This window comes from Streptomyces sp. NPDC050636 (assembly GCF_040654775.1).
Taxonomy (GTDB): domain Bacteria; phylum Actinomycetota; class Actinomycetes; order Streptomycetales; family Streptomycetaceae; genus Streptomyces.
The window spans coordinates 47,131-70,522 of sequence record NZ_JBFAIP010000029.1; the positions used below are offsets into that span (position 1 = coordinate 47,131).

Below are 23,392 nucleotides of genomic sequence, written 5' to 3' on the forward strand. Positions count from 1 at the left end.
TAAGGGTCGCCGTATTGATCGCTCTCGGATCGCCGGGCGGTGGCGGAGCCGGGAATCAGACCGGCTCTCACCGGCCGCGGATCTTGCCCAGCTTGGAGCTGACACCCCAGGCCGTGATCCGCCACAGCGCCTCCACGACGATGTCGCGGCTCATCTTGCTGTCGCCGAATTCCCGGTCGACGAAGGTGATCGGGACCTCGACGACGTGATAGCCGGCCTGCACGGCGCGGCGGGCGAGGTCGACCTGGAAGCAGTAGCCCGCCGAGGCCACCTCGTCCAGCCCGAGGCCCGCGAGGGTCTCCGTGCGGAAAGCCCGGTAGCCGCCCGTGACATCGCGGATCGGGACGTCCAGCAGGATGCGGGAGTAGGTGCTGCCGCCACGGGAGAGCAGCTCGCGGTACTTGGGCCAGTTCACCACCCGGCCGCCGGGCACCCAGCGCGAACCGAGCACGAGGTCGGCGCCCTTGAGGGCGGTCAGCAGCCGCGGCAGCTCCTCGGGCCGGTGCGAGCCGTCGGCGTCCATTTCGACCAGCACGCCGAAGTCGTTGTCGATGCCCCACTGGAAGCCGGCGAGGTAGGCGGCGCCGAGCCCTTCCTTGCCCTTGCGGTGCAGGACGTGGACCTGCTCGTCCTCGGCGACCAGCTCATCGGCGAGCTTGCCGGTGCCATCGGGACTGTTGTCGTCCGCGATCAGCACATGCGCCTCGGGCACGGCGGACCGCACCCGCGAGACGATCGGCTTGATGTTCTCCGCCTCGTTGTACGTCGGGATAATCACCAACGTGGTGCCGAGCGGACCGTATTGCCGCTGACCGCCGTCTGTCACTGCTGCCCCTTCTCGTCTTTCGTACGCCCACGCCGGCCCATGACTGCGGCGGCGGCACAGGAGAAAAGCCCCACGATAGCGAGCACCCACTCGGGAGCCGAACCGACGCGGTCAGCCAGCGTCGTTTCGTCGCGGAGCGGGATCCGCGCGGAGACGACTCCCTGGGTGAACTCCGGGATCTGGTGGGTGACCGTGCCGTCCGGGGCGACGACGGCGCTGATGCCACTGGTGGCGGCGGTGACCACGGCCCGGCCGTGTTCGACGGCGCGCAGCTTGGACATGGCCAGCTGCTGTTCGGGCTGGCCGGTGCGGCCGTAGGTGGCGTTGTTGGTCTGGATGACCAGGGCGCGGGCGCCGGCACCGACGGTCTCGTGCACGATCTCGTCGTAGGCGACCTCGAAGCAGATGACATCGCCGAGCTTGGCGGGGCCGACCTGCAGCACGCCGGTGTGGTCGCCCGGGTAGAAGTCCCGGGGCACCCGCTGGAAGCGGGTGATGATCTTGCTGAGCTGCTCCCGGAACGGCACATACTCACCGAACGGCACCGGGTGCTGCTTGGTGTACGAGGCGCCGGGCCCCTTCTTCGGGTCCCAGACGATGCCCTCGTTGAAGACATAGCCCTGCTTGGAGGGGTGGTCGACGAGAGCACCGACGAGCACCGGGACGCCGATGGCCTTCACCGCCTCGTCGATCCGGTCGTAGGCCTGCGGGTACTGGAACGGGTCGAGGTCGGAGGAGTTCTCCGGCCAGATGACCAGATCGGGCTTCTCGGCCTTGCCCGCCTTGATGTCGGCGGCGAGCTTCTCGGTGGCCGTGGCGTGGTTGTCGAGGATCCTCATCGGGCGGCCCAGGAAGTCCATACCGGGCTGCTGGACGTTGCCCTGGACGACAGCGATGTCAACGGTGTCGTCGGCCTTCGTGGGGACGGGTACGGCCGCGCCGGCCACGGTGAGGGCGGCGGCGAGTCCGAACGCCTCGACGGCGGGGATCGCGCGGCGCAGGGTGCCGGAGTCGCGCAGGCCCCAGAGGGTGACGGCGCACACGGCCAGCAGCGCGCCGGTGAGGGCGACGGCGAAGGTCACCAGCGGGGCGCCGCCGAGCGCGGCGAGCGGGGTGAACGTCGAGCCGGTGTTGGCGAAGGCGAGCCGGCCCCAAGGGAAGCCGCCGAACGGAAGGCGGTCGCGGGCCCATTCCTCCGCGACCCACAGACAGGCCGTCCACAGTGGCCAGGCCGGCAGCCGGGAGGTGCCGGCCAGCGCCCCGCCCAGCACCGTCATGAAGAGCGCCTCGGCGACCGAGAGTCCGGCCACCGCGTCCCAGCCGACGACGTGCAGCCACTTGAGCAGGATCAGGAAGAACGGCACGCCGAAGGCGAAGCCGGTCCAGGCGCCCTGCCGGACGGTCCGGCCGCGGGTGAGCAGCGAGAGCGCGGCGACGCCGAGGAGGGACAACGGCCACAGGTCGTACGGCGGGAAGGCGAGCGCCAGCGCGATGCCGGAGACGACCGCGAGACCGGTACGCGGCGCCTCGCGGCGGACCAGCGCGGCGAACCGCCGGGCGCGGCCGGGGCGGCGCGGCACGGCGGCGGAACCCGCCTCGGCGGCCGGGCCCGTCGCAGCGCGCGGCACCGGACCGTCGGGCGAGGTGCCGCTGACGGCTTCAGCTGTGGTGTCGGAACCCGATGGCACGGTCGCGGCCTTCCTGCAGGTCGTGCGGTGGTGAGCTGACCGTACATCGGGTAGCCGCGATCGCGGGTGCGGGGTGCGTGAGGCGGAGATGCACCTGAGCGGTGCGGGCGGGCCGCAGTGTGGTGCGGATCGGGGCCCGGCGCCCTTCGGGCCGACCTGGGGCCCGCTGGCTGCGGGTCGACCGAGAGCCGTTGTCTACTGAGCATCCGGGCCCCACCCGGGTCGCACCGTCCCCCAAGCTCTCAAGGAGCAGGGAGGGACCCCCATCCGGTCGAAACTTTCCGTCGCGCCGTGCCTCTGGTCCTGGACCTGGCTCCCAGTGGCGGTGTGCCGGTGTGGCGCACCGCCCCATGGCCCAGCTGCGTTCGACGACTGCGCGGAGGTCTCCCGATCGGACGTCCTGCGGTGGACTCGGCCGAACCTACCGGCCGTCGACCGCCTGCTGTCAACAGGTGCTCCGCCTGCGTCGATTTCGCGTCGTCCCAGGTCAGCGGCGAGCCTTCGCAGGTGGGGCGAGTAGCGGCAAGCACGCCCTCCGGGTGGCACCTGACGCACGATGTCACTCGATCGGCCGCCGGAAGACGGTGCGTCCGCCGACGACGGTGCGCAGGCATACCGGGAGGTCGTTGCCGGGGGTGAGATCGGGCAGGCCGGGGGTACCGGAGCGGGGGTCGGTGGACCACCGTTCCACGCGCTCGTCGGGAGCCTGGACGATCAGGTCCCCGGTGCGCCAGACCGCATAGTCGGCGGGGGCTCCGGGGACCAGGACACCCGCGTCATCCCGGCCGATGGCGCGCCAGCCGCCGCGGGTGTGGGCGGTGAACGCGGCGCGGGCGGAAATGCCGTGGGCGCGGGTGCGGTGGAAGACGGCGGCGCGCAGGGTGCCCCAGGGGTCGAGCGCGGTGACCGGGCTGTCGGAGCCGAGGGCGAGCGGGACTCCGGCCTTGAGCAGGGCGGCGTACGGGTTGAGGGTGCGGGCCCGGTCTGCGCCGAGGCGGGCGGCGTACATACCGTCCGCGCCGCCCCAGGCCGCGTCGAAGGCGGGCTGGACGGAGGCGGTCAGGGCCAGGTCGGCGAATCCGGCGACGGTGCTGTCGGTGAGCATTTCGGCGTGTTCGACGCGGTGCCGGGCGGCGCGGATGCGGTCGAGGCCGACGCGGTCGGCGGCGGCGCGTACGCCGTCGACGACGGTGGTCAGGGCGGCGTCGCCGATGGCGTGGAAACCTGCCTGAAGGCCGGCCTCGGTGCAGGCGGCGACGTGGGCGGCGACGGCCGGGGCGTCGAGGTGACCGGCGCCGGTGTGGTCGGCGTCCGCGTACGGGGCGTGGAGGTGGGCGGTGTGCGAACCGAGCGACCCGTCGACGAAGAGATCGCCGGCCGCGCCGATGGCACCGAGCTCACGCACCCGCTCCGCATCCTTTGCGGATGCGATCAGCTCGGCCCAGTAGCCGACGACCCTCGGACCGTCCGCTTCGGCCGCCAGGGCGAGCAGCCCCCTGAAGTCGTCCTCCCCGGAGATCTCCGGGCCCGCGCACTCATGGATGCTGCCGATGCCGAGGGAGGCGGCGCGAGCGAGGGCCGCGGCCTGGGCGTCGGCGCGCTGGGCGGGGGTGATCGTGGCGTGCGCGGCCTGCCGTACTGCGTGGTGGGCGTCGCCGGTCAGCGGCGCGTCGGAGTGGAATCCGGCCAGCTCGCGGACGCCGACGACGAGGTCCAGCAGAGCCGTGGTGACGACGGCGGAGTGCACATCGACGCGGGTGAGATAAAGGGGACGGCCGCCGGTGGCGTCGTCGAGTTCGGCGCGGGACGGCGGGCGCCCCTCGGGCCAGGCGCTGGCGTCCCAGCCGTGCCCGAGCAGGATCCTGTCCGCCGGGCGGGAGGTTGCGTATGCGCGGATCCGGGCCAGCGCGTCGGGGAGCGTGGCCGCGGCGGACAGATCGAGCCCGGTGAGCGCGAGGCCGGTCGCCGTGGTGTGCACATGTGCGTCCGTGAACGCCGGCGTGACGAGTGCGCCATCGAGGTGGATGATCTCGTCGACGCCGTCGGCGAAGGAGTCGGCGGCACCTTCCTCGCCGACCCAGGCGATGCTGCCGCCCTCCACGACCATGGCGGTGGCGAAAGGGTCCGCGGGGCTGTGCACCTCACCGCCTCGCAGCAGGACGGTGCGGGGATTGGCCGGATCGGGGATGCGCTCGCTCATACCGGACAGTTTGGCCCCTGCGCGCGGGCGGGCCGCGCGCGGGGTCCGATGCCTGGTCAGATGCGCGGCGGCCGGGCCTCGTACGGGGTCGAGAGGACGACCGTGGTGCGGGTGGAGACGCCGGCCAGGGTGCGGATGCGGGTGAGCAGGTGCTCCAGCTCCAGAGGGGTGGCGACCCGGACCTTGAGGATGTAGTTCTCGTCGCCGGCGACGCTGTGGCAGGCCTCCAGCTCGGGTACCTCGGCGAGCCGCTCGGCGATGTCGTCGGGCGCGCTGGGGTCGAAGGGCTTGACCGAGATGAAGGCGGTGAGCGGCAGACCGACCGCCTCGGGGTCCACGATCGCCGCGTAGCCCCGTATGACACCGCGCTGCTCAAGACGGCGCACGCGCTGATGCACCGCCGAGGTGGACAGGCCGGTGGCCTTGCCCAGGTCGGTGTAGCTCATCCGCCCGTCCTTGACGAGCAGATCCACGATTTGTCGGTCCAACTCCTCCACCCGCTCAACCTACTGTGCTCGGGCGCATATGCGCAGCGCGCGCCGGATCGTGGACACCCTGCGCCGGGCAATGTGATGAATGCCACACGCGTGAACCGGTGTCCGACGGGCCGCCGAGATTATGCGCCCGGCATGAAGGGAATTGCTGGTGGTGGCCGGGACCGCCCGTCACAGGAAGTCGGCGGTCCGGTGGGGCCCACCCGAGGGGGATGGACATCATGCGACGCCTGAAGCAGGAATCCGCTGCGGCGAACGTCGGCGCCCAGGAGGGCGACAGTCTCGGTTTCTCCGGCGACGACGGTGCGGACGAGGCTTTCGAGACCTTTGACATCTACCGTGTGACCTGCCCGGACTGCGGGCAGCCGATCGCACTGCTGGCGGACGAGGACACACTTCCGGAGCACGCGCTGTGCCCCTCCCCGTGGAACCCGTTCGGTCTGACGGTGTGCCAGGGCTCGGGCCGAACGGTGGCCGACGCCCCGTCGACCGACGACACCCTGGACACCCAGGAGCAGGACGCGGCGATGCTGCTGACGCTCCCGGAAAGCCTGGACTGGCGCCGCCAGCCCTTCTCGCACATCGGCGGGCCCGGCTCGCGGACGGTCCGGGTTCCCCGGATGCGTCGCGGGGCCGCCTGAGCACCCGGCCTCAGGGCCACGCAGAGGGTGTGGACCCGCGTTCAATGAGCGGAGAGCGCGGGCGTACCTCAACTACCCGCCCTTATGGGTGCGTTGAGCTTCACATGCCGGTGCAGCGCATTCCCGGCCCCAGCAGTCCGAGGAAATCCGCCTCCTCGCCGGGGACTTGGCCCTGGAGGCAGGCAAGGACAGACCGGCATTGCACTCCGGGCGGCCCTGCGAACCACCGACCCTTCAGCGGAAGTTGACGCTACGTCACCTGAAGATGGCGGACCGCACCCGCGAAGGAAGCCAGAAGTGGAAGGCGGGAGGCAGGAGGCGGAAAGCGGGAGCCGGTGCCTAGGAATACGCAGGAGCATGTAGGGACCAGTACCCAGTTGCGCCTGTTACTGTCGCGGAGTCAGTCGACGAACCGACCTTGGGAGCGACGGTGACCTCACCCTCTCTGCACTGCCTGCGCTGCGGCCGCACGGCGGAGGGCTTCGACGGCTGCCGGGCCTGCGCGAGCGAGGGCATCGGCGTCAACACGCCGCCGCCGCTCGCGGATCTGACCGGGCTGGAGCTCGCGTCGTACACCGGCGGGCCGTGGGGCTGGCCGACGGCCCTGTCGGTGCCCGGTCCGCCGGTCACGCTCGGCGAGGGAAACACCCCGAACATCCTGCTGCGCACGGATGCGGATGATGCCCAACAGCCGCCTGACACCGCCGAGTTGTGGGTCAAATACGAGGGCGGGAACCCGACCGGATCGCACAAGGACCGGGCGATGGCCGTCGGGCTCGCCGCGGCGGTGGCGGCCGGCGCGGACACGGTCGTCGCGGCGTCCTCCGGCAACGCGGGCGCGGCGGCCGCGGCGTATGCGGCGCGGGCCGGGCTGCGGTGCGTGGTGTTCACCAACGAGGGGGTACCGGCGGGGCTGCGGGCGCAGATCGATGCGCTGGGAGCCGAGCGGGTGGTGCACCGCGGCACGATGGCCGAGCGGAACGCGGCGATGGCGCAGGCCGTCGAGGAACGCGGCTGGTACCCGCTGACCAGCTTCTCCTCGCCGTCGCCCGGCGGGAACCCGTACGCCAACGAGGGCTACAAGTCGGTCGCGTACGAGCTGGCAAGGGACTTCGCGGGGCGGCGGATCGACGCGGTCGTGGCCCCCACCAGCCGGGCCGATCTGCTGGCCGGAATCGGCCGCGGATTCCGGGAGTTGACGGCCGCGGGGCTGCTGACGGAAGTGCCTCGACTGGTGGCCGCGGAACCGGCGCCGTCGGCTCCGTTCACCGCCGCGCTGAGCCACGCGGACCGGGCGACCCAGGAGCGTACAAGGGTGGTGAACGGCCCCACGGTGGCGTTCTCACTGGGCGAGGAGCGCCCGTGCTGGCAGGGGCTGGACGCCTTGTGGCGCACCGGCGGCGCGGCGGTCGCGGTGTCGGACGAGGCAACCATGGCGGAACACCGCAGGCTGGCGGCCGAGGGACTGATCATGGAACCGTCGTCCGCGGTCGGCGTCGCGGTGGCGCGTGACCTGGTGACGGCGCCGGACTCGCTGGTGATCGCGATCGGGACGGCTACGGGGTTGAAGGGGCTGGGCGGCTGAGCGGCCGAGCGGCCGGGGCTGGGTACCTTGTCCGCCATGGAACGGTCCGAGTGGGAGCGGGCGGCGTTCGACAAGGTGGCGAGGCGGCTCGCGCGTACCGCCCCCCGGCGTCGAGAGCCTGTGCATCAGCGAAGACGGTCTGCCCGCCCTGCCCGACGAACTGTGGCGGCTCGACCGGCTGCGCCGGCTCTCCGAGGCGAGAGCGACAGCGCGGAAGGGTTGAGGGGGCGGGCGGGACCGAACCCGGCCCCGCCCGCCCCTCCCCCGCTCAGCGCGACTCGGGCCCCGCCAGATGCCGGGCGATGACGATCCGCTGGATCTGGTTGGTGCCCTCGACGATCTGGAGGACCTTGGCCTCGCGCATGTAGCGCTCGGCCGGGAAGTCCTGGGTGTAGCCGTAGCCGCCCAGGAGCTGGACGGCGTCCGTGGTGACTCGCATCGCGGTGTCCGTGCAGAAGAGCTTGGCCATCGCCGCTTCCTTGGAGAACGGCAGACCGGCGTCGCGCAGCCGGGCGGCGGTGAGGTAGAGGGCGCGACCGGCCTCGATCTGGGTGGCCATGTCGGCCAGCATGAAGCGCAGCCCCTGGAAGTCGGCGATCGGGCGGCCGAACTGATGGCGCTCGGCGGTGTACGAGAGCGCCTCGTCCAGCGCCGCCTGGGCGACTCCGATGGCGCAGGACGCGATGCCGAGGCGGCCGGAGTCCAGGGCGGAGAGGGCGATCGCGAAGCCCTGGCCCTCGTCGCCGAGGCGGCGGGAGTCGGGGATGCGGACGCCGTCGAAGTGCAGCTGGGCCGTCGGGGAGCCCTTCATGCCCATCTTGCGCTCGGGCTGTGCGGCGCTCAGGCCCTCGGCGTCGCCGGGGACGAGGAAGGCCGTGACGCCGCGGGGGCCGCTGCCGCCGGTGCGTGCCAGGACGGTATAGAAATCGGCCACGCCGCCGTGGGTGATCCACGCCTTGGTGCCGTTGATCGTCCAGGTTCCCCCGTCCTCGCGGGTGGCGCGGGTGGTCAGGGAGGCCGCGTCGGAGCCGGAGGAGGGTTCGGAGAGGCAGTACGCGCCGAGGAGCCCGCCGCCGAGCATGGCCGGCAGGTTTTCGGCGCGCTGTTCCTTGGTGCCGTATCCGGCGAGCGCGTGGCAGGCCAGGGTGTGCACGCTGACTCCGAGGCCGACGGTGAGCCGGGCGGCCGCGAGCTCTTCCAGAACCTGGAGGTAGACCTCGTAGGGCTGGTTGCCGCCGCCGAATTCCTCGGAGTACGGGAGGGAGAGCAGCCCGGCTTCGGACAGCAGGGTGAAGGTCTCGCGCGGGAAGTGGCCGGCGGCCTCTTCTTCGGCGGCCGTGGGCCTTATCTCACGCTCGACCAGCTCTCGTACGAGCGTCATCAGGTCGCGGGCTTCCTCCGTGGGCAGCCTGCGATCCACCGGCTGGGGGCCGTACTCGGTCATGCGGCGCTCTCCTCCCTGTCGGGCGCTGCGGCGACGCGCGCGCGGGGTGAGAGCGGCGGCGCCGGTTTCCGTAAGTGCCAAGCCGATGATCGCCTTCCGGGTCTCGGACAGGGCATGACCTGCAGCTGTGGCGCTAGGAGTATGCCCGATCGGAGGCCCCGCGTCACGGGTTGATCATCACTGGTCGGGAAGATCCGGACAGCGCCCCGCCGGTCACGAAATTGGTCCGAACCATTGACCTCACTGGTCTAGTCCTTCTACCTTCTCCTCCAACGTTCAACGCGTTCATGCCAATTCGGGACGCAGGTCAGGCTCTACCGCTGGGCGGTATCCGCAAAGTCCCGTCGTCCGCCCGAAGGGCGGGCCGCGGGCCAGGCAGGACTTTGCAGACACCCACCGGCGCCCCCCTCCGAGGAGATGACATGCTCAGACCGCACCGGAAGCGATCGCCGCGCAGGCTGATCGCCGCCGCCACCGCGCTGTGTACGGCGGCGCTGGCCGGCACCCTGCTCGCACAGTCGGCCACCGCCAACCCGGCGGACGCCCCCGGCTCGAAGCCCCCGTCGACGGTCGCCAAGACCGCCGCCGCGGGCGACAAGGTCGTCGGATACTTCACCAACTGGGGTGTCTACGACCGCAATTACCACGTCAAGAACATCGAGACGTCGGGGTCAGCGGACAAGCTCACCCACATCAACTACGCCTTCGGCAACGTCCAGGGCGGCAAATGCGCCATCGGTGACTCGTACGCCGACTACGACAAGGCGTACACCGCGGACCAGAGCGTCGACGGCAAGGCGGACGGCTGGGAGGACGGCGCGCTGCGCGGCAACTTCAACCAGTTGCGCAAGCTCAAGAAGCTGCACCCCGACCTCAAGGTGATCTGGTCGTTCGGCGGCTGGACCTGGTCGGGCGGCTTCACCGAGGCCGCCAAGAACCCGGACGCGTTCGCACAGTCCTGCCTCGACCTGGTCGAGGACAAGCGCTGGGCGGATGTCTTCGACGGGATCGACGTCGACTGGGAGTACCCCAACGCCTGCGGCCTGACCTGTGACACCAGTGGTAAGGAGGCGTTTACCAATGTCATGAAGGCGCTCCGGTCGAAGTTCGGACAGGACAACCTGGTAACCGCGGCGATCACCGCGGACGCCTCGGAGGGCGGCAAGATCGACGCCGCCGACTACGCGGGCGCAGCCCAGTACGTCGACTGGTACAACCCGATGACGTACGACTACTTCGGCGCGTGGGACGCCAAGGGCCCGACGGCGCCGCACTCCCCGCTCGCGTCGTACGACGGCATTCCCAAGGCCGGGTTCAACGCCACAGACACCACCAAGAAGCTCAAGGACCTGGGCATCCCGGCCGAAAAGCTGCTGCTGGGCATCGGCTTCTACGGCCGCGGCTGGACGGGCGTCACCCAGGACGCGCCGGGCGGTACGGCGACCGGCGCGGCGCCCGGCAAGTACGAGGCGGGCATCGACGACTACAAGGAGATCAAGGGCCGCTGCCCGGCCACCGGCAAGGTGGGCGGTACCGCCTACGCCAAGTGCGGTGACCAGTGGTGGAGTTACGACACCCCCGAGACCATCGGCACGAAGATGGCCTTCAAGGACGCGCAGGGCATGGGCGGCACGTTCTTCTGGGAGCTGAGTGGTGACACCGCCGACGGCGAGCTGATCAAGTCGATCAAGTAGCCGTAGCGGCACGGGAGTTCACAGCGCTAAGGGAGCGGTGAGGGCGGGAGGCTTCGGCGGCCTCCCGCCCTTGCGTGTTCGTGCGGCAGGCGCCGTCGACGGCCGACGGGTGCCTCAGACAGGTGGCCGGGACGGCGCCGGGCAGCTCGGTTCGTGCTCCTCGATCAGCCGGAGCGTGTCGCCCAGGCCGCGCACCAGCAGTGCGACGACCGTCTCGCGCGGCACCTCCTGCTCCGCGATCCAGTCGAGGGTGACGCCCTCGACGCTGGAGAGCCAGCCGATCAGCGCGGTGCGGGCCAGCCCCGGGATGTCCGCCCGCCCCCAGACGCCGAGGGCGAGGGTGCCCAGCAACCGGGCGCGGACGGCGTCCCGGATCGCCAGCACCTCGGCGTCGAAGCCGACGCCGCCGGTCACAATGGCGCGGTAGGCGGCCTGGTTGTGCTGGGCGTAGCGCAGATAGCCGTCGACGGTGCGCTGGACGCGTTCGACGGGCGGGAGGTCATGGGTGGCGGCCGCGCGCTCGACGAGCTCGGCCACCGCGTCCTCGATGATGGCGAGGTAATAGCCGCGCTTGTTCGTGAAGTAGTAGTAGATCAAGCCCTTGGCGACTCCTGCGTGGCGGGCGATGTCGTCCATGGACAGTGCGTCGTAAGAGACGTCGGCGAACAACTTCCGTCCGGTGGCTATCAGTCCGGCACGACGCGCCTGGGAGCGTGCGGTGGCGCGGGCGGCCGGCGGAGCGGTCCGTGCACGCTGTTGACTATTATTCAAATTCGGCCCTAGTCTCCAACTACCAAGAGTTTTGCGCAGTATGACAGACCGTCATGACCTGCGGACCGGACGAGCAAGTCCTCCGCAGGGGCTCGACGAAGCACTTCCCTCGCGCACACGACCGCAGCCCCGGGGAGGACGCAGTGAGCTCAACGATCGGTACATCTGACACACCGCCCGAGGGGCGGACCTCCTGGAAGAAGACCGCCGTGGTCGCCCTGCCCGCCGTGCTCGCCGTCGGCGCGCTGGCCACGGTGATGGCCCAGGGCGCACTGGCCGCGTCCTTTGCCGTGTCCGGCACCAACTTCCAGGTTTCCTCAGGCAAGTTGACCAGTAAGGGCCTGTCCTCTTACGTCCATACCGACCGCGACACCGACGGCCGTGGCCATCCCGTCGCGCTGCTCGGTATCGGCAAGGCCTCGCTCACCGACATCTGCCAGTCGGCCCAAGTGAAGACTCCGGTAGGCACGGTCGTGTTCAAACTGACCGCGGGCGGCAAGGCCGGCGCGGTGTCCGCCGACAGCCTGGTCATCGACGGCGAGGACCTGGTCGGCGACGCCCGCTTCGGCACCGCCCAGATCGGCCGCGACGCCGCCACGCTCGACGCCGTACCAGGGGTCCACGGCCCGAAGGGGAAGTTCGGTCTGCAGGCCGGGGACATCGAGGTCGCCGGGGTGAAATCGCATGCCTGGTCGGCCACCGGTGGCAATTTCCGCCTCAAGGGGCTGCGGGTGAGCGTGAGCCTGGACGGCGCGAAGTGCTTCTGAGTGCGGGCCGGGCCCGCCGGGCCGCCTGGCTCGACCGGAAGCTGCCGTGGCCCGAGCGACGGGCGACGCTCCGGCACTGGCGGCGCACCCGGCCGTTCTGGGCCGGGCTGCTGCTTCTGCTCGGCGGCGCCGAACTGCTGCTGGTCCCGCTGTCGCCGCTGACCGTACTGGTCAGCTTAGGACTCGGCGGACTGGCCGCCCTGGGCATCGGCCTGGCGCTGATGGTGGCGGGACTGTTCCTGTGGTGCGCACCGGCCGCACACCACTACGTCAGCATCAACGCGCTGATCCTGTCCGTCCTCTCCTTCGCCGCGACGAACCTCGGCGGCTTCCTGGTGGGCATGGGGCTGGGGATCGCGGGCAGCGCGATGGGATTCGGGTGGACGGCGCCGGCGCGGGACCCCGGTGGGACGACGGCCCCGGACGGGACCTCGCCCCCGGCGCGCGTGCCACCGGCCCGCACCACGACGCGCGGCAAGGCGCTCGCCGCAGGGCTGCCGATCGTGCTCCTGACGGCCATCGGGGGCCCGGCCCAGAAGGCCGACGCGGCCCCCGTCCCGGCGCCGCCCAACCCGCCTACCGTGACCACGACCAGGTTCGCACCGAAGGGCTTCACGCTCGCCGGGGTCACCGAGGTGCCCACCGCCGACGGGCCGGTCAAAGCGATGGTCCTGAAGATGAAGGCCGCCTCGCTCACCGACTACCACCTCACCACCCGCGACGGCGGTCCCGAACTCAGCCTGACAGCAGACTCGTTGGACCTCAGCGGCGAGGTGACCCTCTACCTCACCAGGTTCAGCGGCTGCTTGGAGGGCCTGGTCTGCCTCACCTTCACCCCTGACACCCTGCCGGTGCCGCCGGTCGTCCCGCCCTTCGTCTTCATGACGGACGTGGACGCCGAGCAGGCGCTGGTCACCTCGGACCTGATCACCGCGGACGGGCTGCGGCTGCGGGCGGGCGGCAGCCGGGAAGCCGGTGGCTGACGCGTCTCCCACCGCGGGGTTTACGACCCTGCCCCGTACCAGCACCATCAGGCGTACGGGGCAGGAGCCGCATCGAGAGGTGACACGTGGGCAACCCTTGGCTGGCGATGGAGTCGGGCGCCGACCCGGTCGAACGCACCCGCACGGTACGCCGTGCCCACGAGGCGTTTCTGGCCGGTGGGACGGTGGCACCGCCGGTCCGCCGGGTGGTCGCCGAATCCTGGCGCCGCTCGGCCGCCGCGCGGGCCGCGTCCGACGGGGCCGCCCCGATCGAGCTGGACGGGGCCGCGCTGCACGCCTACCGGGACGGGCATCCGCTCGCCCGCGCGATGCCCGTCTTCCGGGAGCTGCTGGGCACCATCGCGCAGGACGGGGCCCATCTGATGGCCGTCTGCGATCCGCAGGGGCGGATGCTGTGGATCGAGGGGCACCCCGGGGTACGGCGCAGCGCGGAGCGGATGAACTTCGTCGTCGGGGCCCGCTGGGACGAGCGGCACGCCGGCACCAACGCGCCGGGCACCGCACTCGCCGCCGACCACGCCGTACAGATCTTCGCAGCGGAGCACTACAACCGGCAGGTGCAGCGCTGGACGTGCGCCGCGGCCCCGCTGCACGATCTGCGGACCGGGCGGCTGCTGGGGGCGGTCGACATCACCGGCGGCGACCATCTGGCGAACCCGCACAGCCTGGCTCTGGTGCAGGCCACCGCCCGCGCGGCAGAGGCCCATCTCGCCACGCGGACATGGCAGTCGGGGGTGGTCCTGACGACGCTGGGCCGCGATGAGGCACTGCTGGTGACGGACGGAAGGCGGCTGCGGCTCGGCCGCCGGCACAGCGAGATCATGGTGCTGCTGGCCCAGCATCCCGAAGGACTGACCGGTGACCGGTTATCGGTCCTGCTGTACGGCGAGCGCGAGATGCGTCCGGTGACGCTGCGGGCCGAGATGTTCCGGCTGCGGCAGCTCGTCGGCACGCTGCTCCACTCCCGCCCGTACCGCCTCGCCCGGCCGGTGGAGACCGATCTCGCCACGGTCGAGGCGGACTTGACCACTGGTGAGCTGACCACCGCACTGGACACCTACCGCGGTCCGCTACTGCCACTGTCCGAGGCGCCGGGTATACGGCGGTTGCGCACCGCGCTTGAGGACCGGATGCGGCGCGCGCTCCTGGGCTCGCGGGACCCCGACCAGCTGCGCCAGTGGTCGCAAACGGCCTGGGGCGAGGACGACCTGGAGATCTGGGAGGCCCTGGTGGACGCCCTGCCGGAGCGCTCCCCCGCGCGCACCGCCCCCAGAGCCGCCGCCGACCGCCTACGCGCCGCGTACGGACTGGCAGGAGGCTCCCCGTCCACTGGATGAGCCCCATCCGGCGACTCCGCGGACGCCCCTTTCCACCGCGCAACGTTGCCGCAACCTTCGCCGCCCTAGCCTGCGCGCAACGCCCACCCACGGGAGCGGTGGGTACCGCGCCGACAGCGATTGGGAGGCCGCCCCATGGCCCGTTACGCCAGCCCGGGTTCCGCCGATGCCGTCATGTCCTACCAGCCCCGCTACGACCACTGGATCGGCGGCGAGTTCGTGGCGCCGGCACTGGGCCGGTATTTCGAGAACCCAACTCCGGTCAACGGTCAGCCGTTCACCGAGATCGCGCGCGGCACGGCCGAGGACGTGGAGCGCGCGCTGGACGCGGCCCATGCCGCAGCCCCCGCCTGGGGCCGTACCGCCCCGGCCGAACGGGCCCAGATCCTCAACCGGATCGCCGACCGGATGGAGGAGAACCTCCAGGGCCTGGCAGTCGCCGAGAGCTGGGAGAACGGCAAGCCCATCCGGGAGGCCCTGGCCGCCGACATCCCGCTCGCCATCGACCACTTCCGTTACTTCGCGGGCGCGATCAGGGCGCAGGAAGGCTCGCTCTCCCAGATCGACGACGACACCGTCGCGTACCACTTCCAGGAACCGCTCGGCGTCATCGCCCAGATCATCCCCTGGAACTTCCCCCTGCTGATGGCGGCCTGGAAGCTGGCACCGGCCCTGGCGGCAGGCAACACCGCCGTCCTCAAGCCGGCCGAGCAGACCCCCGCCTCGATCCACTACTGGATGAGCCTGATCGCCGACCTGCTGCCGCCGGGCGTGGTCAACATCGTCAACGGGTTCGGGGCGGAGGCCGGCAAACCGCTGGCGTCCAGCCCGCGCGTCGCGAAGATCTCCTTCACCGGCGAGACCACGACCGGGCGCCTGATCATGCAGTACGCCTCGGAGAACCTGAAGCCGGTCACCCTCGAACTGGGCGGCAAGAGCCCCAACCTCTTCTTCGACGACGTCTCGTCCGCCGACGACGACTTCTACGACAAGGCCCTTGAGGGCTTCACCCTCTTCGCACTCAACCAGGGCGAGGTGTGCACCTGCCCGTCCCGCGCACTCATCCAGCGCGGCCACTACCGCGACTTCCTGGAGGCCGGGGTGGCCCGTACGGAGAAGATCGTGCAGGGGCACCCGCTGGACACCGACACGATGATCGGCGCCCAGGCATCCAACGACCAGCTGGAGAAGATCCTCTCCTACCTGGACATCGGCCAGAAGGAAGGCGCCCGCGTCCGCACCGGCGGCAACCGCGCCGAACTCGGCGGAGAGCTGGAGGGCGGCTACTACGTCCAGCCGACGATCTTCGAAGGCAGCAACGACATGCGCGTCTTCCAGGAGGAGATCTTCGGGCCCGTGGTCGCCGTCGCACCGTTCACCGACTTCGACGACGCCATCACCATCGCCAACGACACGCTGTACGGCCTGGGCGCGGGCGTATGGACCCGAGACGGCAACACCGCGTACCGCGCGGGACGCGCCATCCAGGCGGGGCGGGTCTGGACGAACTGCTACCACGCCTACCCGGCACACGCCGCTTTCGGCGGCTACAAGCAGTCCGGCATCGGCCGCGAAACCCACAAGATGATGCTCGATCACTATCAGCAGACGAAAAACCTGCTGGTGAGCTACTCGGCGAAGAAGCTGGGCTTCTTCTAAGGACACGAGGAAAGGCGCCTGGCCTGGTCTTTCATCCGTCAGGCGCCTTTCGCTCGGCCCGCTCAGAGCAGGGCCAGGCTTACCTCGTAACTCCCACTTCCCCCCACCCGTATCCCGCTCCTGACCGGCGCTTCCGGACCAGTCACGGACCAAAACCCCAAGTCACCCGGCAGGCTCCGCACCTTGGCTGACACGGTCCCACTCCTGCATGGACTGCTCGATGAGGCGGTTGGCCTGCTCCCGGACGCGACCAGGAACTTGGCGGTGCGCGGTCCCCGGCGCGACGCCTCAGTTCAGCTGCCGGAACAACTCCGCGCAGACGAGCCAGCAGGCCACCACGCCCGCCAGCGCCACACAAGCCCGGCGGAACCGGTCCTGCCAGTTCCGGACGATGACAAAGAGCCCCGCATACGTACCGAGCAGAGTCAGCACCGGGATCCACCACAGCCCCGGATTCCTTCTCGCCGCAACCCAGAGGAAGACCCATGGGGCGCCCAGGCCAAGGATCACCATTGCCCGCTGATAGAAGCGGACCTTCCAGTCCGGAAGCCCGTCCCGTGGCAAGGGGTCTCCCATATCGGGGAGTTCTGGTTGGGTCACGCCGTTCCCTTCTCGTTGCTACACGGCCCGGTTGTCGTACCCCGAGCCTCCGGGTACCGGGAATTCATTTACGGTGTTGAGCGCCACGCCGAGACTGCCCCGAATCGCGCCGGTTGCGGCGGCGGCGATCTTCGTTGCCTTGGCGAGATTCGCCGTCGTATCCGCCCATCTGTCCATCACCCGTACGACCTGGAGCACGGACAGGGCGTAAAAAGGTGCGGCCGCGGCGGCGCCAACGCCCGTGCTCAGCGCCCTGTTGCCGGCGATCCAGTTGAGCAGCGCCTTGAGGCCGAGGTCAAGCACGTCCACGATCATGCCTTTGTAGAATTCAGTGAAGGCGTAGATGGCGGCGGAGACCTCGGAATAGTTGTCCTTGAGTGAGTCGAAGGTTTCCTGGAGCGTGAGCAGCTTGCTGGTGCGCCGCCCGACACCCCGAGGACCTGACGGCCGAGCTCTGGGCGACCGCCGTGGGCCTCGGCGACGTGGACCCCACCTGCACCATCGCGGGCGGGGTGGTGGCGGCCGTACGGGAACGGGCGGGCTGCCCGAGGAGTGGGCGCGACGCCGCTAACCGCTGCCGCGCTGAGGCGGTCAGCGCGTGTCCCTAGCGCCGACCCGACCGAGCCATCCAGCGTCCCTCGTGCCGGGACACCTCGATCGGCCGGCCGAAGCACGCCGTCATCCGCTCCCCTGTCAGCACCTCGGCCACCGGGCCGTGCGCCTGCACCCGCCCGTCGCGCAACAGCAGCGCGTGGCCGATGGCCGGGGAGAGCTCCTCCAGGTGGTGCGTCACCGTCACGGTCGCCAACTCCGGCCGAACCAGGGCGAGTCGGTGCAGCGCATCGATCAGATCCTCGCGGGAGGGCAGGTCGAGCCGTATGGGGGCACCTCCCATGCCCGTTCAGGGCTATGGGGGAGGCTCGTCGAGCAGCAGCAGCGCGGGATCGCCACGCACTCCACGCGATGCATCATCCACATCGGTCCCCGCACTTCAGGCACAGCCGTGGGTCTCCTCCTTCACCGAAAGCGGGACTGCCAACCCTCTGGGGACGAGTCTCCGCGGCCGACTGGAGCGCGCCCGCCCCGGGTGTGACGGAGGTCGTAGGTTCGCTTGGCCAGCCAGGAGGCGAGTTCCGTGCGGGTCAGGACGGTCGTCCGTGCCCGCGCCCATGTCGTGCCGTACGCGGCAGCATCCACGTGGTTGCCTACCTGGTTCCGGAACAGCCGGCCGTCCGGCGCCACGCCGAACCGTTCGATGTGTGCACGGAAGACGCGTACGAACTGCGGCGGGATGGGCACAGGCCGGGGCGCGGTAGCCGCCCCGCGCCCTGTGCGCCCTCTGGTGACGTTGTTGCGACCGAACGTCCCCTCGGAGCGCTTGGGCCAAGCCGGTCGAATCCGGACTGCGGCCCGGGGACGGTGCGGATATCCTGGAACAGATGGATCAACGAGCTTCGGGGATCTTCGCGCGGTGTCGAATCGACTCGTCGCGTACTTCTACCTCCCGGACGCCCGACGCATCGCCTGCCGGCCAGCCGGCAGATCCCGGCCGGGAGTCAGCAGGAGCGGTTCGTGGCGCCGGACATCATCGCCCATGAGCGGCGCGTGCGCTTGGAGTTCTACGAGACAAAGCCCAACTCCGGCTCCGTGATGCCCTGAGTCCGGCAGGAATGGCAGACGGGGTTCACCGCCTTCGTCCAGCAGTACCTGCAGGACGTCCGCGACAACGTCTTTAGGAAACGTGCAGGAGCGATGCGATGAACCTGTTGCCGGTCGAGATCAAGGTCAACATCGAGGGCGACGTGGAGGCGGCGCTGTCGGCCCTCGGCGGGTCGCGCGGCGCGATGACGAGGCGTCGCATCTGGTTCGCCGAGAACCGGGACGGCGTCGCCGAGGGGCGGGTGCCTCTTCTGGACGGCGGCGTGATCGTACGGTTCAGGATCGGTGGCGGTCCGGACGACCTGACCGTCAAGTTGCGTCCGTGCACACGGGAGCAGCTGGTCGGCCGGTTCTCCGCCCCGTTCGACGCGGAGCACGTCACCTACAAGATCGAGGAGGACTGGTCGGGCAGCCGCCGCATGCTGGCCGCCTCGCTGGTGCACAATCACCCGTCGGGGGTGCTCTCGGGCGCGGTGGCGCCCGGGGCCGATCCCGCCGCGCCGATCGACGCGGTGCAGGACCAGTTCCTGCATGCCTGCGCACCCGCCGTCCAGCCCGACGGGCTGGTCGTGCTGGGGCCGATCCTCTCGACGAAGGTCGACGACGTGCCGCTCGACGACCTGGAGGTGGACCTGGAGGTGTGGTCGGCCGCCGGTCTGGACTTCCTGGAGGCATCGATCCGGGTGAAGCCCAAGGACGGGGACGACTCTGAGAAGCTCACGGCACGGGCCGAGCGCAAGCAGCGAAAGCTCGAGGATGCGGTGCGCGAGCTAGGGGTGGCGCTCTCCGAGCACCCCGAGAGCAAGACCCACCGTGTTCTCACTGCCTTGGCGGAGGCCGGACGGACCTGAGACGGCGGCCCGGCGGGGCTTCCAGGCACAGCGCTGTCGATGCGACTCTGTGCCCTCGATGTGCTCGCGATGTGCTCGCTGGACCTGATGTCACGCGGACCGCCGCTCGCTGGGTAAGTCCAGCGCTTCGTGGTGGTGCCACAACAGATGGCGGTCGCCACGGCGCAGTTCTGCGTCCCCCCACTCAAGACGCATGACCCCCTTGTCCATGGCGCACGCGTAAGCCAGGAGCACCAGGCCGACGTCGGGGTCGAGCTGGTTCAGATCATCGTGGATCTCCTGCTCTTGCAGTTCTTCGAGCCCTAGGTCCAGCTCTCCCTGCATGGGTTCTGGTCCATGGCGCCGGATCAGGTCAGCGCGAAGGCCGACTGCGCGGCGGAGTCGAGCCACGGTTACCGGGACGTCCGTCTTTGCATACCGGATCGGGTAGAGGACCTGGCCGGCGACCACCATCACCGTCCGAGCCTGGAGACGTACCGGAGTGGCGCCAGGTAGGTCCGCCAAACCTGAGGCTAGTTCTTCGTATTGACAGGCATGGAGACCGTGCCCGTATGCCTCCAGCGTCTGTGTGCGCACTCTCTGATGGCCATCTCGCGCTCGCTCATGGGCTCGCACGATGCACGCCGGCACGAGGTTCGACAGCAAGTCGGCCAGTTCTCCGAAGACGCCGCGCGACCATGACCCTGCGTTCGGTTCCCCCATCTACGTTCCCCCTTGCACAGGTGGCACTGTCAGAGGCAACTGCCATTACGACAGTGACTCACCGTCAGGCTCGACGCAAGGGCGCACGGCGGGCGTCACCGGCGCAGGCCGGCAGCATCGACGATCCGCCCACACGAACGTGGGGCCGGCCCATTCGCAGTCAAGCGAATGACCGATAAAGCAGAACTCCTGTCGGTGTTCCGCGAGTTGGCCGGCCGTCTCTTGCCTGGCCATTCCGAACCAGATCTGTCAGAAGTGAAGCAACGGCCAGAAGAGCCAAGTTGGTGACTTTCTGCGGCAACTCGACACAGCGGTGGCGGTGCCACCAGCGACCGATTCATCATGGTTTGCATAGGTTCTTCATCTTGCTTCCGAAAGTATTGGGTGGTCAATTATGAAATTGCATACCGAGCTGGAGAAGAATAGTTCGCGGCTAATCGCATGGACCGGCAAATTGTGCGCGGCCAGATTCGTGGGGCGGGTTCACCCGTATGCAGTAATGCGAACCTGGTCCCCGTGCCGGCACTGTGGGCCTTGGAGCCGAGTCCCCCGACACCGACGAGTCCCGGTGCCGTACCGCCGCGATCGAGTCGAGTGGCACCCCGCCGGTGCACGACGGAAACTAGAGCGTGATGGTTTCGCGAAGGCATGAATTCACGACTTCGCGGAGTCTGAAATTGCTTTATCCGCTCAGCACTCGGCGCGCGGAAACCAGGCGTCGGTCGAACCGGCCAACGGTGATCAAAATTTGATCAAGGAGCTTGTATGGTGGAGAATTCTGCCAATTACCTGACGACCGTGCCGGATGAGTCTGCAGTCGCCGAGCACAGCACGAAAAGCCCGTCAACAGACAACACCCTGCCAACAGACAACACCCCGTCGGCAGACAACAGTCCGTCGGAAGGCAACAGTCCGGCAGCAGACAACGACCGGCCGACGGACACGGAGAGGGACTTCGCCGAGATACTCGCCGGCGTCGTGAGCGTCGAGCAGGTGTCCGTCGACAGCAACTTCTTCGATGACCTCGGCTGTAATTCATTGGTGATGGCTCAATTCTGTGCACGTGTCAGGAAGCGGGCAGATCTGCCGTCCGTGTCGATAAAAGACATCTACCGTTACCCGACGATCCGCAGCCTGGCCACGGCGCTCGCCGATGCCGATACCGCTGCCGCGCCCACCCCCGTCAGCTCGCCGTTCCCGGCATCGTCGGAGGTGGTGACTCCAGTCGGCACACTGCAGTACACCCTCTGCGGAACGCTGCAGTTCCTGGTTTTCCTAGGATATTCCTTCCTCGCTGCCATGTTCACCGCCCGCGGCTTTGCATGGATATCCGCCGGATCGAATCTGATCGACATCTACCTCCGGTCGGCCGTCTTCGGCGGCGCCGGCTTCGTCGGCATGTGCACTTTCCCGATCATGGCCAAATGGATCCTTATCGGCCGGTGGAAAACACACGAATTCCCGGTCTGGGGTCTGGCCTATCTGCGCTTCTGGACCGTCAAGGTGCTGCTCCACGCCAACCCGATGGTCCTCTTCATCGGCAACCCCTTGTATGTGCTGTACCTGCGGGCGCTCGGCGCACGAATCGGCAAGGGTGTCACGATTCTCTCCCACAACGTTCCGGTCTGCACCGACCTGCTCACGATCGGCGCCGGCACGGTGATCCGCAAGGACTCGTTCTTCCACTGCTACCGGGCGCACGCCGGCCGTATTCAGACGGGCCCGGTCACCCTCGGCCGGGATGTGTTCATCGGTGAGAAGACCGTGCTCGACATCGGCACGTCGATGGGCGACGGGGCGCAGCTCGGTCATACGTCCTCGCTGCACAGCGGCCAGGCGGTCCCGGGCGGCCAGCGATGGCACGGATCTCCGGCGCAGCGCACGGAGGTCGACTACGTGCGGATCCCGCCTGCCAGGTGCGGCACCCTGCGCCGGGCCGGCTTCGGCCTCGCCGCCATGGGTCGGCTGTTCTTCCTCTCCGTGCCGCTGGCCGTCGGGGGGCTGTACATGCTGTTGACGGAATTCCCGGCGCTGAGCGAGCGACTGGGGCCGGGCGCGGCAGGGGTCGCGTCGCCGGAGCTCTACGTCGATGCGCTGATCGTTTCCTGCGTTCTGTTCTTCGGCTTCGTCTTCGCGGGCGTCGCCGTTCTGTTCACCGTTCCGCGCCTGCTGAATCTGGTCGTCAAGCCGAACAAGGTGTATCCGCTGTACGGCTTTCATTACTCGACGCACCGGGTGATCGCACGCATCACCAACGTGAAGTTCTTCAAGTGGCTCTTCGGTGACAGCTCCTACATCGTCCACTATCTGCGCGGCCTCGGATACGACCTGTCCCGGGTGGAGCAGACCGGGTCGAACTTCGGCACGGAAGTGCAGCACGAGACCCCGTACCTTTGCTCTGTGGGCAGCGGCACGATGGTCGCCGACGGCCTGTCGATCATTAACGCCGACTTCTCAAGCACGTCTTTCAAAGTGTCCCGGGCGTCGATCGGGCCGCACAACTTCCTCGGGAACAACATCGCCTATCCGTCCGGGTCGAAGACGGGCGACAACTGCCTCCTCGCGACGAAGGTGATGATTCCGCTCGACGGCGAGATGCGCGAGGGGGTGGGTCTGCTCGGCTCACCGTGCTTCGAGATTCCCCGGTCGGTGGAGCGCGACTCCCGGTTCGACCACATGCGGACCGGAGACGAGTTGCGCCGCAATCTCGCCGCCAAGAACCGCTACAACATCCGGTCGATGGTCCTCCACCTGCTCGTGCGGTGGTTGTACTTCTTCCTGCTCACGGTGCTCGCCCTCGCGGATGTCGATCTGTATGACTCCTTCGGACATCTACCGATCGCGGCATTCCTGGTGCTCACCCTGATGTTCACCCCCCTCTACTTCGTGCTCGTGGAGCGTGCCATCGTGGCTTTCCGCGGGCTGCGACCGCGGTTGTGCTCCATCTACGACCCGTATTTCTGGTGGCACGAGCGTCTGTGGAAGGTGCCTGACGAGTACCTCAACGTCTTCAACGGCACCCCCTTCAAGAACGTGATCTGGCGGCTCCTGGGTGTGCGGCTCGGCAGCAGGGTCTTCGATGACGGCTGCTATCTGACGGAGCGGAAGCTCACCACCATCGGGAACGACTGCACCCTCAATGCGGGGAGCAAGATCCAGTGCCACTCACAGGAGGACGGCACCTTCAAGTCCGACCGCAGCACGATCGGCGACGGATGCACCCTCGGTGTCGGCTCCCACGTCCACTACGGCGTGGCGATGGGTGACGGCTCAGTGCTTGCGCCCGACTCCTTTCTCATGAAGGGCGAGGAAGTCCCACAGCACGCGCAGTGGGGTGGAAACCCGGCCACGGAAATGAGAGACGCCCCTGACCTGGGTAAGCCGACAGCACTGGTGCGGAGGGGGTAGCGGGACCATCTCGGTCAGCGGGCTCGACTGGCTGGACGCACCGGCCTGCCGGTCCGCCGAGA

General features: G+C 69.3%; 18 protein-coding genes and 2 pseudogenes. 10 read left to right on the forward strand and 10 right to left on the reverse strand.

All coding sequences use genetic code 11. The features are described from left to right. Positions 1-67: 67 nt before the first annotated feature. The 4 genes from AB0I10_RS21750 to AB0I10_RS21765 form a co-directional block, all read right to left on the reverse strand. Positions 68-826, reverse strand: coding sequence for a polyprenol monophosphomannose synthase (locus AB0I10_RS21750; protein WP_363154190.1), 759 nt, complete (start codon positions 824-826; stop codon positions 68-70). Then, positions 823-2,514 (reverse strand): apolipoprotein N-acyltransferase, encoded by a 1,692-nt coding sequence (lnt, locus tag AB0I10_RS21755; protein ID WP_363154191.1) that lies wholly within the window; start codon positions 2,512-2,514, stop codon positions 823-825. The genes AB0I10_RS21750 and lnt overlap by 4 nt, the downstream gene beginning before the upstream one ends. A 559-nt stretch (positions 2,515-3,073) precedes the next feature. Beyond that, a complete protein-coding gene (locus tag AB0I10_RS21760; RefSeq protein WP_363154192.1) occupies positions 3,074-4,714 on the reverse strand; it encodes an amidohydrolase in 1,641 nt (546 codons plus the stop codon). Positions 4,715-4,770: 56 nt separating this feature from the next. Next, positions 4,771-5,211 carry an Lrp/AsnC family transcriptional regulator gene (locus AB0I10_RS21765; RefSeq protein WP_227049280.1) on the reverse strand — a complete coding sequence of 147 codons (441 nt, stop codon included), beginning with the start codon at positions 5,209-5,211 and terminating at the stop codon, positions 4,771-4,773. Between the two features lie 209 nt (positions 5,212-5,420). Between AB0I10_RS21765 and AB0I10_RS21770 the strand changes: the two genes are divergently transcribed. Next, positions 5,421-5,849, forward strand: coding sequence for a hypothetical protein (locus tag AB0I10_RS21770; RefSeq protein WP_363154193.1), 429 nt, complete (start codon positions 5,421-5,423; stop codon positions 5,847-5,849). Positions 5,850-6,279: 430 nt separating this feature from the next. Next, positions 6,280-7,434 (forward strand): pyridoxal-phosphate dependent enzyme, encoded by a 1,155-nt coding sequence (locus tag AB0I10_RS21775; protein WP_363154194.1) that lies wholly within the window; start codon positions 6,280-6,282, stop codon positions 7,432-7,434. A 268-nt stretch (positions 7,435-7,702) separates the two neighbouring features. Here AB0I10_RS21775 and AB0I10_RS21780 read toward each other — a convergent pair whose 3' ends face one another. Further along, on the reverse strand, positions 7,703-8,878 hold the full coding sequence (locus AB0I10_RS21780; protein ID WP_363154195.1) for an acyl-CoA dehydrogenase family protein: 1,176 nt from the start codon (positions 8,876-8,878) through the stop codon (positions 7,703-7,705). 422 nt (positions 8,879-9,300) lie between these two features. Here AB0I10_RS21780 and AB0I10_RS21785 point away from each other — a divergent pair, with 422 nt between their 5' ends. Next, entirely contained in the window at positions 9,301-10,572 is a 1,272-nt protein-coding gene (locus AB0I10_RS21785; RefSeq protein ID WP_363154196.1) for a glycoside hydrolase family 18 protein, read from the forward strand. Positions 10,573-10,686: 114 nt separating this feature from the next. Here the strand turns inward: AB0I10_RS21785 and AB0I10_RS21790 are convergent, their stop codons facing one another. Then, positions 10,687-11,343, reverse strand: coding sequence for a TetR/AcrR family transcriptional regulator (locus AB0I10_RS21790; protein ID WP_363154197.1), 657 nt, complete (start codon positions 11,341-11,343; stop codon positions 10,687-10,689). 257 nt (positions 11,344-11,600) lie between these two features. Here AB0I10_RS21790 and AB0I10_RS21795 point away from each other — a divergent pair, with 257 nt between their 5' ends. The 4 genes from AB0I10_RS21795 to adh all read left to right on the forward strand — a co-directional run bounded on the left by AB0I10_RS21795 (position 11,601) and on the right by adh (position 16,110). Next, complete coding sequence (locus AB0I10_RS21795; protein ID WP_363154225.1) at positions 11,601-12,110, forward strand: DUF6230 family protein; 510 nt, start codon at positions 11,601-11,603, stop codon at positions 12,108-12,110. Beyond that, positions 12,101-13,093, forward strand: coding sequence for a DUF6114 domain-containing protein (locus AB0I10_RS21800; RefSeq protein ID WP_363154198.1), 993 nt, complete (start codon positions 12,101-12,103; stop codon positions 13,091-13,093). Before AB0I10_RS21795 ends, AB0I10_RS21800 begins: the two co-directional genes overlap by 10 nt. Before the next feature lie 86 nt (positions 13,094-13,179). Further along, complete coding sequence (locus AB0I10_RS21805; protein WP_363154199.1) at positions 13,180-14,451, forward strand: GAF domain-containing protein; 1,272 nt, start codon at positions 13,180-13,182, stop codon at positions 14,449-14,451. A gap of 135 nt (positions 14,452-14,586) precedes the next feature. Continuing rightward, complete coding sequence (gene adh / locus AB0I10_RS21810; protein ID WP_363154200.1) at positions 14,587-16,110, forward strand: aldehyde dehydrogenase; 1,524 nt, start codon at positions 14,587-14,589, stop codon at positions 16,108-16,110. Positions 16,111-16,398: 288 nt separating this feature from the next. On the opposite strand, the gene AB0I10_RS21815 is transcribed toward adh, so the two are convergent. Both AB0I10_RS21815 and AB0I10_RS21820 read right to left on the reverse strand, forming a co-directional pair. Further along, entirely contained in the window at positions 16,399-16,710 is a 312-nt protein-coding gene (locus tag AB0I10_RS21815; RefSeq protein ID WP_363154201.1) for a hypothetical protein, read from the reverse strand. Positions 16,711-16,728: 18 nt separating this feature from the next. Next, complete coding sequence (locus AB0I10_RS21820) at positions 16,729-17,019, reverse strand: hypothetical protein (RefSeq protein WP_363154202.1); 291 nt, start codon at positions 17,017-17,019, stop codon at positions 16,729-16,731. Positions 17,020-17,117: 98 nt separating this feature from the next. Between AB0I10_RS21820 and AB0I10_RS21825 the strand changes: the two are divergent. Then, a pseudogene (locus AB0I10_RS21825) lies at positions 17,118-17,281 on the forward strand (ADP-ribosylglycohydrolase family protein); the annotation flags it as partial. A gap of 33 nt (positions 17,282-17,314) precedes the next feature. Here AB0I10_RS21825 and AB0I10_RS21830 read toward each other — a convergent pair. After that, positions 17,315-17,674, reverse strand: a pseudogene (locus AB0I10_RS21830) (ABC transporter ATP-binding protein); the annotation flags it as partial. 793 nt (positions 17,675-18,467) lie between these two features. On the opposite strand from AB0I10_RS21830, the gene AB0I10_RS21835 reads away from it, so the two are divergent. Next, positions 18,468-19,220 carry a hypothetical protein gene (locus tag AB0I10_RS21835; protein ID WP_363154203.1) on the forward strand — a complete coding sequence of 251 codons (753 nt, stop codon included), beginning with the start codon at positions 18,468-18,470 and terminating at the stop codon, positions 19,218-19,220. A 90-nt stretch (positions 19,221-19,310) separates the two neighbouring features. On the opposite strand, the gene AB0I10_RS21840 is transcribed toward AB0I10_RS21835, so the two are convergent. Continuing rightward, on the reverse strand, positions 19,311-19,544 hold the full coding sequence (locus tag AB0I10_RS21840) for a hypothetical protein (protein WP_363154205.1): 234 nt from the start codon (positions 19,542-19,544) through the stop codon (positions 19,311-19,313). Positions 19,545-20,687: 1,143 nt separating this feature from the next. Between AB0I10_RS21840 and AB0I10_RS21845 the strand changes: the two genes are divergently transcribed. After that, entirely contained in the window at positions 20,688-23,330 is a 2,643-nt protein-coding gene (locus tag AB0I10_RS21845) for a Pls/PosA family non-ribosomal peptide synthetase (protein WP_363154206.1), read from the forward strand. Positions 23,331-23,392 lie beyond the last annotated feature (62 nt).